A 15,625-nucleotide genomic window follows, 5' to 3' on the forward strand; every position below is an offset into this window, starting at 1 on the left:
CTACTCCTTAAGTACAGAATTAATATAGATTGATGGATCCAGCATTTGATTTGCTGCAGCTTCAAATAATAGGTAAACAGGCTCAGCCATAACTCCCATTAAAAAGCTGATGATTACAAGTGGAATAGCTGGTAATAACAGTTTTCCAACTTTCGTCTTCTTTTGTTCTTCCGTGATAGTTGGCGATCCCCAGAAAACATACATAAAGATTTTTACCATGGAGAATAAGGTTAATAACCCTACTACTAAACTGACGAAAACAATAAAGTAGCGTTGTTCTTCTAAACCACCTAACACAAGGGCAAACTTACTGAAGAAACCACTTAGTGGAGGAATTCCTGCAAGTGATATTGCAGCAATAAAAAACAGCCAACCAAGGTAAGGGTGAGTTTTCAGTATACCACTCATTTTCTTTAAATTAGTAGTTCCTGTTACTGTTTCAGTTGCTCCACTAAATAAGAATAAAGCTGTTTTTATAATCATATTGTGAGCAATGATATAGATGGAACCAGCGATTGCCATAGCTGTTCCAATACCAAGCCCCATAATCATATAACCGACCTGACTCACGATATGAATTGCTAGAATACGTTTGAAGTCGAACTTCGATACTGCTCCGACAACCCCGAAAAACATAGTTAATCCTGCTAGAATTAATATAATGTTCAAGGTGAAATCTTGGTTATGTGTAAAGATTAAAGTGTTTGTTCGAATGATAGAATATACCCCAACTTTTGTTAACAGGCCCCCTAACAATGCGGCAACAGCTGTCGGCGGTGCAAAGTAAGAGTTTGGTAGCCAAAAGTGTAACGGTACTAAGGCACCTTTTAGACCGAATACTAGAAAAAAAAGTATTGCAATAACGGTTAAAATCCCATTATTTGCTGGATCGACTTCTGATATTCGTTGAGCCAAATGAGCAAAGTTCAGGGTCCCTGTCACAGAGTATAATAATGCAACTGCAATAATGAAAAACATTGATCCAAATGTACTTATCACAACGTATTTAAAGGATTCTCTTAACTGATACTTTTTTCCTCCCATTGCAAGTAGTACGAAGGAAGAGAGAAGCATTACTTCAAAGAAAACAAATAAGTTAAATATATCTCCTGTTAAAAACGATCCATTTACCCCTGTTAATAAGAAAAAATAGAAAGGGTAAAAATAGAATTTTTCCCTATCATGATGTAGCGTCTGAAAGGCAAAGAATAAGCAGGCCATGGCAACAATACTAGCTAATAAAACCATTATAGAGGAGAAAAGATCTCCAACTAAGACAATTCCAAATGGTGCCGGCCAATTTCCAAGTTCTAATGTTATAATCCCATCTTGATAAATAACATAGAGAATATATGCAGCGAGCAAAAGTAGGGCACTTGACGTGATCCCACTTATGTATCGCTGAACGGGTATGTTCTTCTTAAAGAAAATTAAGATAACACCCATTAAAAATGGTATCAAGACAGGTAGTAAAACTAAATTATTCATCGGCACTACCCCTTAATTGATCAAGATCATCTGTTTTATGTTCTTTATAAGTACGATAAGAAAGTACTAAAAGAAAAGCGGTTACTCCAAATCCGATAACGATGGCCGTTAGAATTAGTGCTTGTGGAAGAGGGTCTGCATAAGACGCCGCTTCTTCCCCTAAAAGGGGAGGTGCACCTTCTTTTAACCCAGCCAACGTTAAGAACAGTAAATGTGCTGCATGTGATAGGAGTAGTAAGCCAAGGACTACTCGTAATAAGCTCTTTGTTAGTAATAAATAGGTGCTTACGGAGACGAGAACCCCCACTGTAAGAATCATTAATATCTCCATTACGAATCATCCTCCGCAATCGTCAAGATTGATAGCAAAGCTACAGCCACTACGACTAAATATATGCCAAGGTCAAATGGCAGCGCAGTTGTTAATTCAATTTCCCCGAGAACGGGAACGGTATAATATTCAAAATACTGTGTTAAAAAGGGATCCCCGAAAAGTAAACTGTTTAATCCCGTCACGATCGCAATCAGTAGTCCGATCGCAATGATCGTAGAGTAATCAAACGGGATTGCCTTCTTAATCTTCTTTATATCAAAACTGATATATAAGAGTAGGAGGGCAGTGGCTGTCATTAGTCCGCCAATAAATCCTCCACCTGGGTTGTTATGTCCAGCGAAAAACAAATAAATAGAGAAGGACAGGATGATAAACGAGACAATTCGTGTAATGGTATGAAGCATTAAAAAGTTCGTTCTCATACGTCTTGCCCCTCCTTCATTTTCAATTTAATTAACGCAACGATTCCAAGTGCTGCAACCCCTAATACTAAAACTTCGAGTAAGGTATCCAGTCCACGGAAATCAACAAGGATTACGTTAACCATGTTATACCCACCAGCTAGTGGCTTTGAGTTTTCAACGAAGTATTGGGATATAGGGCTGAAATTTAAGCTATGGCGTGCAGCGTGTGCACTGAAACCTAATAATGTAACAATCGCTCCCATTCCAATGGAAATAACTAAGTTTGTAAATCGGAACTTCGGTTTAAACTTTTCCTTCCTAAGCTCAGGGAGGTGATAGAAACATAATAGGAATAAAACAACCATTACAGTTTCTACTAATAACTGCGTTAGTGCCAAGTCTGGAGCCCTGAATACGACGAACAGTAATGCAATTAGGAATCCAATGACCCCAACAGCAATAATCGAAGTTACTCGGTGCTGAATAAAAGGAATACTGATCGTTGTAGCCATAAGCACAAGAGTGATGATCCATAAATAGGGTGAAATCTCTGATACATTAGTAAAGTTAAACTGCATTGCATCATAACGGAAGAACGTCCACCCTAGAAGGATGAGCATAAATACCATCATATAGACAAAGTAATCACGTAATAAACCTGTAAGTTGTACATTGGTAACGCGTTGTGAGCCAGCTACTAACCCGTCTAAACCGCCATCATAGAGACGGTTAAGGGGGTCCCTTTCGTGTAGAAAGAAAGTGGATTCTTGCCAACGTTTTAGGTTAATAAATACTAGTGAACCAAATAGAACAACTCCTATAGTCATAAACAGTTCTGTATTGAGCCCATGCCAGTGATAAATATTAATATAATTGTCTAGGCCAACAGTGTACGGTAACACTGCATGCAAGGCTGGTTCAATCATGGAATAGGACAACAGGTTTGGGAATAACCCGAATATCACTACAAGGGAAGCAAGGACAATTGGTGAGATTAAAAGACCAATTGGTGCTTCGTGCGCTTCTTTTTCAAGCTTCTCTGGCTGATATTTCCCAGTAAAAGTCCTAAAGAACATAATCATACAGTAAACAAATGTAAATACACTAGCTATCCATGCCACAATAGGGAATAAAAAGCCCCATGTTTGAATATTAAAGATATTTAGTGACGCAACATCAAGAACACCTGTAAAGAACATTTCCTTACTTAGGAACCCATTAAATGGCGGTAATCCAGCCATAGATGCTATCCCAATAATGGAGATAGTAAAGGTGATAGGCATAATAGACATTAAGCCACCAAGCTTCCTAATATCCCTTGTTCCTGTTTCATGGTCCACGATACCAACAACCATAAATAAGCTACCTTTAAAAGTGGCGTGGTTAATTAGGTGGAAGATAGCTGCAATAATTGCTACCTCCGCTATATTGTCAATAAAGGAAGCGGACCCTAATCCAAATAAGGCCATAATTAGACCTAGCTGACTGATAGTTGAAAAAGCTAGAATACCTTTTAAATCTGTTTGTCTAACAGCAGATATTGATCCCCAAATGAGAGTCAATAGTCCAAAGCTAGTAATAATCCAGAACCATTCAGGCAGTCCGCCAAAAACAGGTGTAAATCTTGCAACTAAGTAAATACCTGCTTTAACCATCGTTGCCGAATGGAGATAAGCACTAACAGGTGTTGGTGCTTCCATAGCATCTGGCAACCAGATGTGGAAAGGAAATTGTGCTGATTTTGTAAATGCGCCAAGTAAAATAAGTAACATGGCAGGAATTACAAGAACCTCAGATGTTAAATCTATCTGACCGAAATAAGCGATAATTTCTTGAATGCTAAATGAGCCAGTAATAATATAAAGCAGACAGAAACCAGCTAGCATAGCAAATCCACCAGTTACGGTAATTAGCATTGATTTTTGTGCCCCATAACGAGATTTTTCTTTATGGAACCAATAAGCGATTAATAATGCTGATGCCAAACTTGTTAACTCCCAGAATACGTAAATAACCATTAAGTTGTCGGATAAGACAACCCCTAGCATGGCCCCCATAAACATCATTAAGTATACGTAGAAATTGTTTAGTGGTTCGTCTTTTTTGTTAGCGATATAGAAAATTGAGTAGAGAACTACTAATGTTCCTATTCCCGTAATTAAAAGAGCAAACAGGAGACTTAGCCCATCTAAGTATATGGCAAAGTTGATACCGAGAGTTGGTACCCATGGTACAACCATTACTTCAGGGTTGAGCGTGTTCCCCCCGATTGGGAGGTAACTTAGTAAGTATATAAACAAAATGAGGGGGAGTGCTAAGACAAACCACCCTGTATGGATATGGCGAAACCCTTTATAAATAAAAGGCACTAACAGAGCCATAATGAACGGTGCTAATACTAAATAATGAAGCGTGGTCAAATGATTTACCTCCTTATTCAAAATATATTATTGCAGTGTAACATGGTTATGACATATATTCCCCGTTTTTTGCGCAAGTAAAATTATAATATAAATTAGTTTTTGTTGCATCCTTTGTTATCATAGGTTTCACCATATTTTAGTTATTTATTAAATATGTAGAAACTCAATTTTTTACGAATAAAAAAATTTATTGTTCACAATATAACTAGTGAAATTTATGGTTTAAATTGGAATTATTGTGAAAATATAAAGGTGTAAAATGTTTTTTGTATAAAATAAGGAAAACCGTACCATCCTTATAAAAGAGGTGATACGGTTTGAAAAATCGAGTTGTATATATAATTTCTAGTTTTATTTTTCTTGTTATGCTGGCAATTGCGATACCCTTTCATTTAGATGTTACTAACCAAATAGTTGGTAAGCAAATGGAAGAAAGGGATATACAAGGTCTCTTTTTAGGCGATCGAAGAGAAAGAAAGTTTCAGCCTAGAGAGTATATACAAAAGCGAAATGCTATAAATGAAACTGAGTTCGAAGAATTGGAGTAGTGTGAGCTACTCTTTTTTTTTGGTCAAAAGAGTTAATAAGCTAGGTGACTATGAGCTTTTTGTGTACTTGTCCCAAATCGATCTACGGTCGAGTTCCTGCTGAACGAGTTTAATAAAATCATCACTTAATTTTAATTCTTTCGCTTTAAAATACGTTTCTAGTAAAAGTTCATCCGACAAATATCGCATTGCTCCCTGCCGCCCCATGGCAGCTCCACCTCCTCAATGTATTTTACATATAATAGAAAGGTTAATCCTTTTTCTGTCTCTTTATTTTTGAATAATTCTTCTATTTTGTAAGGTAAAATAACGGCTCTGTTTATGTCTGTGATGTGATAATACCACGTAACTTAATCCTTAACAAACACTCTTTTTGTCCACATTAACAGTGGATAAGTTGTGGATATCGTGTACATAAACTAGGGGAAGTATAATAAAACATGGGTGGATATGTGTATAATGTTATCCACATATGTTTGTATATGGTGGATGTTGTCGAAAAGTTTTTATCATTAAATTCAAAAAAAATTCATATAATCCTGTTTCTACTTTCTTTTTAGTAGTCCTATTTGTCATTGAACTAATATTTTAGGTATGATATAAGGAAGAGAAAGTTTTTCCAAAACATAAGGATTAGATAGACTAACTTACAAAATAATATGTATACTATGTCGCCTGATATGTATTTACTATATAATAGTTTGTCTTGTTACCTATTTTCACGGTAGCCATATGCAATTAAATATTGAAAGATCAAGATTAGAGGAGTTGGAACAATGGAAGAAACAGAACACCAAGAAATGATGTGCTCAGGGTGCGGAATTAAAATTCAAACAGAAGATAAAGAAAGAATTGGTTATACACCAAAATCAGCCCTAGAAAGGGACGTTGTAATTTGTCAACGTTGCTTTAGATTAAAGCATTATAATGAAGTTCAAGATATATCATTAACTGATGATGATTTCTTAAAAATTTTAAATGAATTAGGAACAAAGGATGCCTTAATTGTTAAGATAGTAGATATATTTGACTTTGATGGTAGCTGGCTACCTGGTCTCCACCGATTCGTCGGAAAAAATCCTATACTTTTAGTTGGAAATAAAGTAGATTTATTACCGAAGTCGGTGAAACGCTCAAAAGTAATACAGTGGATGAAACGGGCGAGTAGTGAGTATGGTCTGAAACCAACCGATGTACATTTGATGAGTGCAGAATCTGGCGAGGCTGTGATGGAAACAGCTAACCTCATTGAAAAATACCGTGAAGGACGCAATGTGTATGTTGTTGGGTGTACGAATGTTGGAAAGTCTACTTTTATTAATAAGTTGTTAAAAGAGTTTGGTGCAGATGATGAATTTATGATTACTACATCGAACATCCCTGGAACAACATTAGACATGATTGATGTACCACTGGACGATGGTTCCTCCTTATTTGATACTCCTGGTATTATTAACCACCATCAAATGGCACATCTACTTGAAAAGGAGGAGTTAAAAACCATTACTCCTAAAAAAGAAGTTAAACCAAAAGTGTTTCAACTAGAAGCTGGACAGACACTTTATTTTGGGGGAATGGCTAGGGTTGACTTCGTGCAAGGGGAGGACCAATCCTTTGTATGCTACTTCTCCAATGAGGTTCCTATCCATAGGACGAAGCTTGAGAAGGCAGACGAATTGTATAAGAATCATCTAGGAGAGTTACTATCACCACCGAATAAAGAGAGTGCAAAGGACTTTCCACCACTTGTAAAACAAGATTGGAAGTTGGAAGAAGAAAAACAAGACATAGTAATCTCGGGATTAGGTTGGATTACGGTTCATGGTAGAGGTGCTTCCATTAGAACACATGCACCAAAAGGTGTTCATGTAAGTATCAGGCCATCTATATTTTAGGTTAGCCAAATTGCGAAACAGCGTTGAGTAATCTATAAAGTAAAAGAAAAAATGCGAGGGATAGGGGAATAGTAAAAATGAAAGAAGTAATGGGGGTCATTGGATATCCAATCAGTCATTCATTATCACCATTGATGCACGAAACAGCTTTTAAAGAACTAAATTTAGAAATGGCTTATCATGCCTTTCATGTTCATCCAGACAGAGTAGAAGAAGCGATTGCAGGTATTCGGGGCTTAGGGATTAAGGGCATAAATGTTACGATACCTCACAAGGTTTCAGTCATTCCTTATTTAGATGAAGTGGATGAATTGGCAAAAGAGATAGGTGCTGTAAATACGATCGTTAACGAATCGGGTCGTTTAAAAGGATATAATACAGATGGTGAAGGATTTGTACGTTCATTATTAGAAGCAGATGTAGTTTTGTCTGATAAAAGAGTGTTAATGGTAGGGGCTGGCGGTGCATCAAAGGGAGTATCCTTAGCTTTAGCTCAACATGGTCTAAAGGAGATTGTAATTACCAATAGAACATACTCAAAAGGGGAAGAGTTAGCCGAAAATTGTTCTAAATTTGCTGTCAGTTCTGCTCTTTCACTAGAAGAAGCAAAAGATAAGCTAAATGATTTTGACATTATAATTAATGGTACGTCCATGGGAATGAAGCCACATGAAGATAAGACTCCTATATCCCTAGATAACTTGAGTGATAATGCAGTAGTTTGTGATTTAATATATACACCTTTGAAAACGAAATGGCTGTTAGAAGCAGAATTACGAGGTGCAACAATATTAAATGGTGTGGAGATGTTTGTTTATCAAGGTGCTTTAGCCTTTGAAAAATGGACAGGTATGAAAGCACCAATTGAAGTAATGCGTAATGCAGTGTTAAGACAACTGGGAGGTAAATAGTATGTTAACAGGAAAACAAAAGCGTTATTTAAAAAGTGAAGCACATCATCTGAAACCTATTTTCCAAGTAGGGAAAGGTGGGGTCAATGATAATCTCATTAAACAAGTAACAGATGCACTAGAAGCGAGGGAGTTAATCAAAATTAGTGTATTACAAAATTGTGATGAAGATAAGGATGAGGTGGCAGAGACAGTAAGTAAAGGTGCCAAAGCCCATATTGTTCAGGTAATTGGAAGTACAATTGTTTTATATAAAGAATCAAAAGAAAAGAAAACGATAGAGCTTCCATCTTAATCATGAAACGAATTGGTATATTAGGAGGTACCTTTGACCCACCACATATAGGCCACTTGTTAATGGCAGAAGAAGCAAGAATCAAGATGAAACTGGATGAAGTTTGGTGGATGCCTAATCGAATTCCGCCACATAAGAAAAAAGATAGTAGCACGACTACGGAAGATAGAATTCGAATGGTTGAAGCGATGACGGATCAACATCCAGATTACCTTTTATGTGATATAGAATTGAACAGAGAAGGTTTATCGTATACTGCAGATACAATGAAAGAAGTGACGGGCAAATTTCCGAATCATCATTTCTTTTTTATCATAGGAGCAGATAGCTTACAGACACTTGGGAGTTGGTACAAAATTGACCAACTTTCATCTCTTGTATCTTTTGTTGTGATACAACGTCCAGGCTATGAAATGTCTGAACTTAAATCACCAGTAAATGCGAAAATATATATCATAGAGGGCCCTACCATTGATGTCTCTTCATCATTGATTCGAGAAATGATTGAAGTTGATAATGTAAATCGTTTTTTATTAGTTAATGATGTTTATGAGATGATAAAGGAGTACCATTTGTATGAATGAAATAGAGGCTTTTGATGCAGTCCGTAGAAGCTTAAAAAAGCGAAGATTTGAACATACTGAGCGTGTAGTAGAAGAGGGAGAAAAACTAGCCAATCGATTCAACGTGAATGTTGAGAAAGTTCGATTAGCTGCCATTCTTCATGATTATGCCAAATACCGTCCAGTTGAAGAGATGAGAAACACCATTATAAATGCTGGTCTAGAAGAACGACTTCTGGACTTTGGGGATGAAATTCTTCATGCATTTGTTGGTGCATATTATCTAGAACATGAGCTTAAAGTAGCTGATAGGGATGTATTATCAGCAGTAAAATATCACACAACTGGTAGAGCTAATATGACTGGTATTGAAAAAGTAGTGTTTTTGGCAGACTATATTGAACCAGGGCGTAACTTTCCGGGTATAGAGGAAGTTCGTGAGATTGCTAAACTGGATTTGGATCAAGCGTGCTTCATGGCACTAAAAAATACCATAGGATTCTTGGTTAAGAAAGGGCAACCTGTTTATCCTGAGACATTTGAAGCATACAATTATTATAGTAACGATTTAAAAAGGAGGAAATAAAATTTTGATTAATAAAAATGAAGTATTAGATATAGCTGTACGTGCAGCGGATGACAAAAAAGCATCAGATATTACAATCTTAAATATGGAGGGTGTTTCCTTAATTGCTGATTACTTTGTGATATGTCATGGTAATTCTGAAAAGCAAGTAGAGGCTATTGCGAGAGAAGTAAAGGACCGCGCCCAGGAGTCAGGATTTGATTTGAAGCGTCTTGAAGGTATTGAAGAATCAAGGTGGGTACTAATTGACCTTAATCATGTAATTATTCACGTGTTTCATAAAGATGAACGCTTATATTATAACTTAGAAAAACTATGGGGAGATGCACCGACAATGACTGTGGAGCAAGTGCTTAATTCATAAACAGCAGGTTTTAGAATTCTTCCAGTGGAATATTTAGTAAATGCTACTTTGGTTAGTAGAGTTAGGAGTAACGTATGAATGAATACCATTTCGCATCGATTTATGATGTCTTAATGGAGGATGTTCCGTATGAAGACTGGTTAACATTTGCATCTACACATTTAAAGCATAAGGGTAAAATTCTGGACATTGGTTGTGGTACGGCCTCCATTACATTGTTGCTTAGTGAAGCTGGCTATGAAGTGAGTGGTGTAGATATATCTCAAGAGATGCTTACTGTTGCGGAGGAAAAAGTCAGATTAAGTAATAAAAACATTTCCCTTTATTGTCAGGATATGAGAAAATTAGAGGGATTTAATGATTTTGACGGTGTCACAATTTTTTGTGATGGATTAAACTATCTTCCAGATTCAGAGGCAGTTAAACAAACCTTTCGTAATGTATTTAATGCTTTAAAGCCTGGAGGTATCTTCTTATTTGATGTTCATTCTCCATATAAAATGACAAACATTTTTAATGACCAGCTTTACGGTGAAGATCGCACTGATATATCATACCTTTGGTTTTGTAACCCAGGGGATAAACCTTTAAGTGTGGAACATGCCCTGACCTTCTTTATTAGGCGTCAAGATGGGACATATGATCGGTTGGACGAAGAGCACTTTCAAAGAACTTTTTCACCAGAAGATTATAAAGAATGGTTGTCTGATGTAGGTTTTATTGACATAGAAGTAACTAGTGATTTTGGAAGAGAGAAAGAAAATGAAATTAGTGATCGATATTTTTTAAAAGCAGTAAAAAAATAGAGGGTATCTCTTGAGACATCCTCTATTTTTGTATAAAATATTTATTTTATTGTAAAACTTATTTCCTGTTATGTTCATAATTGATCCTTTATATGTTTACGATCCTCGTCATACTTCTCGTGTGTTTTTTCAAATAATCTGTTAAATACCTTTTGTGCTTCAATATCCTCTCTTAAAACATCTAGCCCAACTCCAGTTACTCCTCCAGGTACAGTCACACGCTCCCTTAATGTTTCTAGAGAGAAATGTTTTTGCCTTAATAGTTCGCCGTATCCAATAATCATTGCTTCCGTAATATTGACTGCTTCATCTTTAGTTATGTTTGTTTCTTCCACAGCCCCCTGAATCATTTTTTCCAACAAGAAGCTTAGAAAAGCAGGCCCACAGCATCCTAAATCCGATGCAACTCTCGTAATATTATCACCAATTATTTCAGGTCGTGAAATTTTATTAAAGAACGCTAAAAGCTCATCTTTGCTATCATCAGTGACCGTTTGACCGAATGTGACGAGTGATGGTCCATCCAATGCTCGATTTACAATACTTGGAATAAATCTCACTGCTTGTGCATCAACGATCTCCTCTAATTCTTCGACCAAAATCGGACTAGTAATGGAAATTAGAACATGCTTCTTTGTTAGAAAATGATGTACTTCCTTTAGTAAAGGGATCATTTGTAACGGTTTGACACATAGAAAAACCCAATCGCTCTGTTCAATCACAGCTTTTGCATCCTCAACTACCGATACACCTTCATATTTAGATGCTACCTCCTTAGCTTTATGGAGGCTGCGGTTAGTGATTGTAACATTTGATGGGGTAACAGCATGGGATTCTATAAACGATTCAATGATAATCTTTCCCATACTTCCTGTACCGATGAAGCCGACTCTCTTCAATCGTATCCCCTCCTTTTTCAAGCATCTCATAATCATTGTATGAATTTATTTTTGGAATATGATTTTTTAGAAGTTCTATTTATGAAAGGGTGACTAAAATGGACTGGAGTTTTTTACAAAAAAACTGGATATTCATTTTATTGTGTTTGATATCAATCATTATTGGGGTTATTTTATCGAATGTTTTTCAATCCTTTACTTATGAATCTGAAGTAGAAGAAAACAACTTCCCATGGATTGTTCCTGAAGAACCTGAAAGCAATGATGTGCACGAATCAATTTCAGAGCTAATTGTCGTAGATGTAAAAGGAGAAGTGTCAAAACCAGGAATATATGAGGTAGAACCAGGAGACCGGGTTTTTGATGTTATATTAAAAGCTGGTGGTTTTACATTAGAAGCTGAAGAACGTGGACTAAACTTGGCGGAAAAATGCTACGATGAAATGGTTATCTTCGTTCCTACTGCAGGTGAAGATCATCCAATGATTGATATGATTACATCAACATCATCATCATCAAAGAATGATGGTAAGGTTAAGGTTAATCAAGCCACTCAAGAACAACTAACAACAATACCAGGAATTGGTCCTGCAAAAGCCCAAGCTATCTTAAAATACATTGATGAACATGGTCCCTTTAAACAAGTGGAGGAATTAGTTAATGTCCCTGGAATTGGAGAAAAAACGATGGAAGGGATGCGTGAATATCTTATCATTCCATAAATAGAAAGTTTGAACACAGTAAAGGGAGAAAATTAATAATTGACCAACCCTTTGTGTGTTGACTAAACTAGTGTTAGTAAGATGTCGAATGATGTAATTTGTAGTGCCAAGAAAATAAATGGATTAATACAATCCTACAACGCTAAAATTGAAAATACGAAGGGAGTATACATAATGGAGAGAATCTCATGGAATCAATATTTTATGGCGCAAAGCCATTTACTAGCATTAAGAAGTACATGTAGCAGACTGATGGTTGGAGCTACGGTAGTTAGGGATAAACGAATTATAGCAGGTGGATACAATGGTGCCATCTCTGGTGGGGTACACTGTATTGATGATGGCTGTTATGTTATTGACGATCATTGTGTTAGAACGATACATGCAGAGGTGAACGCACTCCTACAGTGTGCGAAGTTTGGAGTTCCTACTGAAGGAGCGGAAATTTATGTTACCCACTTTCCATGTCTTAATTGTTGTAAGGCATTAATTCAAGCAGGAATTAGAAAGGTGTATTATGCAGCAGATTATAAAAATCACCCATACGCATTGGAGTTATTTGACCAAGCAGGCGTTCATGTAGAACAAGTAGAATTGGAAGAGATGATTCTAGATACGAACAGTCAGGAAAAATTAAAATTTACAGCAGATTTATTAGGACAGTTAGAAGAGTTAGGACTAGATGAGAAAGAGCTACAAGCGTTGAAGGAAAAAGCCAACAAGTTATTCACTCCTTCGTAAATAATATCACTCGACTTTCCAAGCAGTCTTATAGAAAAGCTACTTTGAAAATAGACTGATGTAATTGAATTCGCTACAGGCTACTCGCTTTTACACAAGGTGCAAGTTCGACATCTGCTCATTCTTCGCAGTGTCTTCTTTGCCGGGTACACAGGTTAGCCTCTTCCAAATTCCGCCTAAAAGTTGCCCGCGTCCTGTGGGCAACGGCGTAATGTGGGTGTCCTGCCTCCCTCATTAATTAAGCCTCAATCCAAATTTTCAAAAAGAATGAATGAAGAGTATTGTAATTAAAATTGAATAGTAGGTGAGGAGTTGTTAAAAAGGTTATATTGCCACGTTTTAATTGCTATTGCAGCTTTATTATTAGTTTTTGAAGGTGCAAACGTTTGGTTTTGGATGATTCTATGCTTCGGTTGTATACCACTATTAACCTCGATTCAATCGAAAAAAGACTGTCAGCAATTGCTATTAGGTGTATTATTTTTCGCTTCCTTTTATTTCTACGGCATTCATTCTTTCAATGAGACCACACTTACTGGAGAAGAAACAGCCTTTTATGGAGAAGTAGTCAGCGAACCTACCTTAACGACCACTTTCCGAATATCTTATCAGTTTCAACTCATTTCATCAGGAGAAATCGTGCAAGTTTTTCTTGATGGTAATGATGAAGCCCCTATTTTTGGTGATAGGTGCGCTGTAAAAGGAGCTCTCCAGAAACCTAGATCGGCCAGTAACCCACATAGCTTCGATTATTTTGAATACTTAAAACGTCAAGGCATCCATTGGGTACTTCAGGTTACGGAAAATAAGTGTGAGAGTGGTGGAGGTTCAAACATAAGAGAAAAAATCCTTCATTATCGCAAAAAAGGTATTGATACTATCATGGCTTTTGATAATGTGGAAACATCAGCTTTGATGGCAGCACTTGTTTTTGGTGAACGCTCTTTTATTCCTAAAGAAAGGATAGAGGGGTATAGGATGCTAGGAGTGCTACATTTACTTGCTGTTTCTGGTCTTCATGTTGGTTTAATCACATTTGCTGTGTTTTATCTCTTCTGTTGGATTGGATTAACACGAGAGAAAGCTCATCTAATATTGTTTTTTATGATGCCTATATATATTATTTTAGCAGGTGGTGCACCATCTGTTACGAGGGCGTCTCTTATGTGTATGGCTTTCTTATTTTTCGGAGCATGTAGATTTAAAGTTTCAGCACTAACGGTCTTGTCTATTGTAGGTTTAGGTCTTTTAATTCACGATCCTTATATTTTATATCATTTAGGTTTTCAATTATCATTTATTACAAGCTTTGCGCTCCTTGTGTCTAGTCGTTTACTGCGTGGAAAAAATAAAATGGTGATATTATTCAAGGTTACGCTCATTGCACAAGGAATCTCACTACCACTCAGTTTATTTCATTTTTACGAGCTCTCCATATTAACACTTCCAGTGAACCTCTTGTTTATTCCTTTTATATCTATGTGGTATCTTCCAATGTCTTTTTTTACAATGATTCTACTTATCGTTTTCCCTCCTGCAGCTAATTTAACGTATTTTTTAGCAGAACACTCATTAGTGATTGCCCATTACATGATGGACATTATGTTGGAACTTAACGGTTTCACAGTAGTATTTGGGAAACCAGCACCACTTATTATCCTCGGTTTATTTTGTTCATTATTCTACTTTATGTACACAATCGAGTTAAGAAAAAGAAAATTAATCTTTTTTGCAGGAGGCTTATTTATATTTTTTCTCATGCTACCTCTCATTAGTCCTTATTTACGTCAATATGCTGTTTTAACCATGCTTGATGTAGGACAGGGTGATGCTATTGTTATCGAGTTACCTCGTCGTAAGGGTGTTTATTTAATTGATACGGGAGGTATTATACACTGGGGGAATGATTCGGCTAATAAACGAGCAGGACCAGGAGAGCGAACAATAGAGCCATTTTTAAAAGGAAACGGAATTGCAAAAATTGACCGACTTATTCTTACTCACGGTCATTTAGACCATATAGGTGAATCATGCTATATCTCAGAGAAATTTAGAGTGGTTGATGTCCTCTACCCTATATCTGATTCCTTTTCTGAAGAAGCAGTAAGGCTATTGGGATGTGTTTATCAAAATAGTTATTCTTGGAATTGGGGGGAAGCAGGTGATTATTGGGAGGACGGAGATGCTGCGTTTTATTTAATTAACCCAACTGGCGAGGAGAAAAGTGAAAATGATTTATCCATTGTTATTGTCGCAGTAATAGAAGGTATCAGTATATTATTAACAGGTGATTTGGAAGAACCAGGGGAGAGAAGGATTGTAAGGGAAGTACCACCTATATCCATTGATATTTTGAAGGTTGGACACCATGGTAGCAGAACATCATCCTCTCCATCATTTATTGATCACTGGACTCCATCTTTTGCCATCATATCCGCAGGAAGAAATAATTCATTTGGCCATCCACACGAAGAAGTTTTAGAACGATTCTATGAAAGACAAATTCCAGTTCTGAGAACAGATGAGCATGGAGCCATTCAGTTTGTTATAAAAAATGGTGTGTATGATGTGAAGATTCATTTAAAGTGACATCTATGCACAAACAAAGGTGCCCTGCATATTCTACAGGACACCTTTGATATGTAT

The 15,625-nt window shown here is 36.6% G+C and carries 17 protein-coding genes; 11 read left to right on the forward strand and 6 right to left on the reverse strand.

Annotated elements, in window-relative coordinates; translation table 11 throughout:
* From BW724_RS08100 to BW724_RS08115, 4 genes are read right to left on the reverse strand one after another with little or no spacing between them, the layout of a single operon-like run.
* A complete protein-coding gene (locus tag BW724_RS08100) occupies positions 1-1,488 on the reverse strand; it encodes a Na+/H+ antiporter subunit D (protein ID WP_088074750.1) in 1,488 nt (495 codons plus the stop codon).
* Complete coding sequence (locus BW724_RS08105; RefSeq protein WP_088074751.1) at positions 1,481-1,819, reverse strand: Na(+)/H(+) antiporter subunit C; 339 nt, start codon at positions 1,817-1,819, stop codon at positions 1,481-1,483. The genes BW724_RS08100 and BW724_RS08105 overlap by 8 nt, the downstream gene beginning before the upstream one ends.
* Entirely contained in the window at positions 1,819-2,244 is a 426-nt protein-coding gene (locus BW724_RS08110) for a Na(+)/H(+) antiporter subunit B (protein ID WP_088074752.1), read from the reverse strand. Before BW724_RS08110 ends, BW724_RS08105 begins: the two co-directional genes overlap by 1 nt.
* Positions 2,241-4,646: a Na+/H+ antiporter subunit A gene (locus BW724_RS08115; RefSeq protein ID WP_088074753.1), complete on the reverse strand. Its 2,406-nt coding sequence runs from the start codon at positions 4,644-4,646 to the stop codon at positions 2,241-2,243. The genes BW724_RS08110 and BW724_RS08115 overlap by 4 nt, the downstream gene beginning before the upstream one ends.
* Positions 4,647-4,966: 320 nt before the next feature.
* Between BW724_RS08115 and BW724_RS08120 the strand changes: the two genes are divergently transcribed.
* Positions 4,967-5,197: a hypothetical protein gene (locus BW724_RS08120; RefSeq protein ID WP_088074754.1), complete on the forward strand. Its 231-nt coding sequence runs from the start codon at positions 4,967-4,969 to the stop codon at positions 5,195-5,197.
* Positions 5,198-5,245: 48 nt separating this feature from the next.
* Here the strand turns inward: BW724_RS08120 and BW724_RS08125 are convergent, their stop codons facing one another.
* A complete protein-coding gene (locus tag BW724_RS08125) occupies positions 5,246-5,386 on the reverse strand; it encodes a sporulation histidine kinase inhibitor Sda (protein ID WP_088077768.1) in 141 nt (46 codons plus the stop codon).
* Positions 5,387-5,973: 587 nt separating this feature from the next.
* Here BW724_RS08125 and yqeH point away from each other — a divergent pair.
* From yqeH to BW724_RS08160, 7 genes are all read left to right on the forward strand, one after another.
* Positions 5,974-7,092 (forward strand): ribosome biogenesis GTPase YqeH, encoded by a 1,119-nt coding sequence (gene yqeH / locus BW724_RS08130; protein ID WP_088074755.1) that lies wholly within the window; start codon positions 5,974-5,976, stop codon positions 7,090-7,092.
* Positions 7,093-7,169: 77 nt separating this feature from the next.
* Positions 7,170-8,003: a shikimate dehydrogenase gene (aroE, locus tag BW724_RS08135; protein ID WP_088074756.1), complete on the forward strand. Its 834-nt coding sequence runs from the start codon at positions 7,170-7,172 to the stop codon at positions 8,001-8,003.
* 1 nt (position 8,004) lies between these two features.
* On the forward strand, positions 8,005-8,298 hold the full coding sequence (gene yhbY, locus BW724_RS08140; protein WP_088074757.1) for a ribosome assembly RNA-binding protein YhbY: 294 nt from the start codon (positions 8,005-8,007) through the stop codon (positions 8,296-8,298).
* 2 nt (positions 8,299-8,300) lie between these two features.
* Positions 8,301-8,882, forward strand: coding sequence for a nicotinate-nucleotide adenylyltransferase (locus tag BW724_RS08145; RefSeq protein ID WP_088074758.1), 582 nt, complete (start codon positions 8,301-8,303; stop codon positions 8,880-8,882).
* The gene (yqeK, locus tag BW724_RS08150) at positions 8,875-9,447 is read left to right on the forward strand and encodes a bis(5'-nucleosyl)-tetraphosphatase (symmetrical) YqeK (protein ID WP_088074759.1); all 573 of its coding nucleotides are present in this window, start codon (positions 8,875-8,877) and stop codon (positions 9,445-9,447) included. Before BW724_RS08145 ends, yqeK begins: the two co-directional genes overlap by 8 nt.
* A gap of 7 nt (positions 9,448-9,454) precedes the next feature.
* Entirely contained in the window at positions 9,455-9,811 is a 357-nt protein-coding gene (rsfS, locus tag BW724_RS08155) for a ribosome silencing factor (protein ID WP_088077769.1), read from the forward strand.
* 74 nt (positions 9,812-9,885) lie between these two features.
* A complete protein-coding gene (locus tag BW724_RS08160) occupies positions 9,886-10,617 on the forward strand; it encodes a class I SAM-dependent DNA methyltransferase (RefSeq protein ID WP_088074760.1) in 732 nt (243 codons plus the stop codon).
* A gap of 74 nt (positions 10,618-10,691) precedes the next feature.
* Here BW724_RS08160 and comER read toward each other — a convergent pair whose 3' ends face one another.
* Positions 10,692-11,516, reverse strand: a complete 825-nt coding sequence (comER, locus tag BW724_RS08165; RefSeq protein ID WP_235848925.1) for a late competence protein ComER — start codon at positions 11,514-11,516, stop codon at positions 10,692-10,694.
* Positions 11,517-11,614: 98 nt separating this feature from the next.
* Here comER and BW724_RS08170 point away from each other — a divergent pair, with 98 nt between their 5' ends.
* The 3 genes from BW724_RS08170 (at position 11,615) to BW724_RS08180 (ending at position 15,568) form a co-directional block, all read left to right on the forward strand.
* Positions 11,615-12,238 carry a helix-hairpin-helix domain-containing protein gene (locus BW724_RS08170; RefSeq protein ID WP_088074761.1) on the forward strand — a complete coding sequence of 208 codons (624 nt, stop codon included), beginning with the start codon at positions 11,615-11,617 and terminating at the stop codon, positions 12,236-12,238.
* A 174-nt stretch (positions 12,239-12,412) separates the two neighbouring features.
* A complete protein-coding gene (locus BW724_RS08175) occupies positions 12,413-12,979 on the forward strand; it encodes a ComE operon protein 2 (RefSeq protein WP_088074762.1) in 567 nt (188 codons plus the stop codon).
* Positions 12,980-13,291: 312 nt separating this feature from the next.
* Positions 13,292-15,568 (forward strand): DNA internalization-related competence protein ComEC/Rec2, encoded by a 2,277-nt coding sequence (locus BW724_RS08180; RefSeq protein ID WP_088074763.1) that lies wholly within the window; start codon positions 13,292-13,294, stop codon positions 15,566-15,568.
* Positions 15,569-15,625: the final 57 nt, after the last annotated feature.

The sequence above is a fragment of the Litchfieldia alkalitelluris genome (assembly GCF_002153425.1).
GTDB lineage: Bacteria > Bacillota > Bacilli > Bacillales > Salisediminibacteriaceae > Evansella > Evansella alkalicola.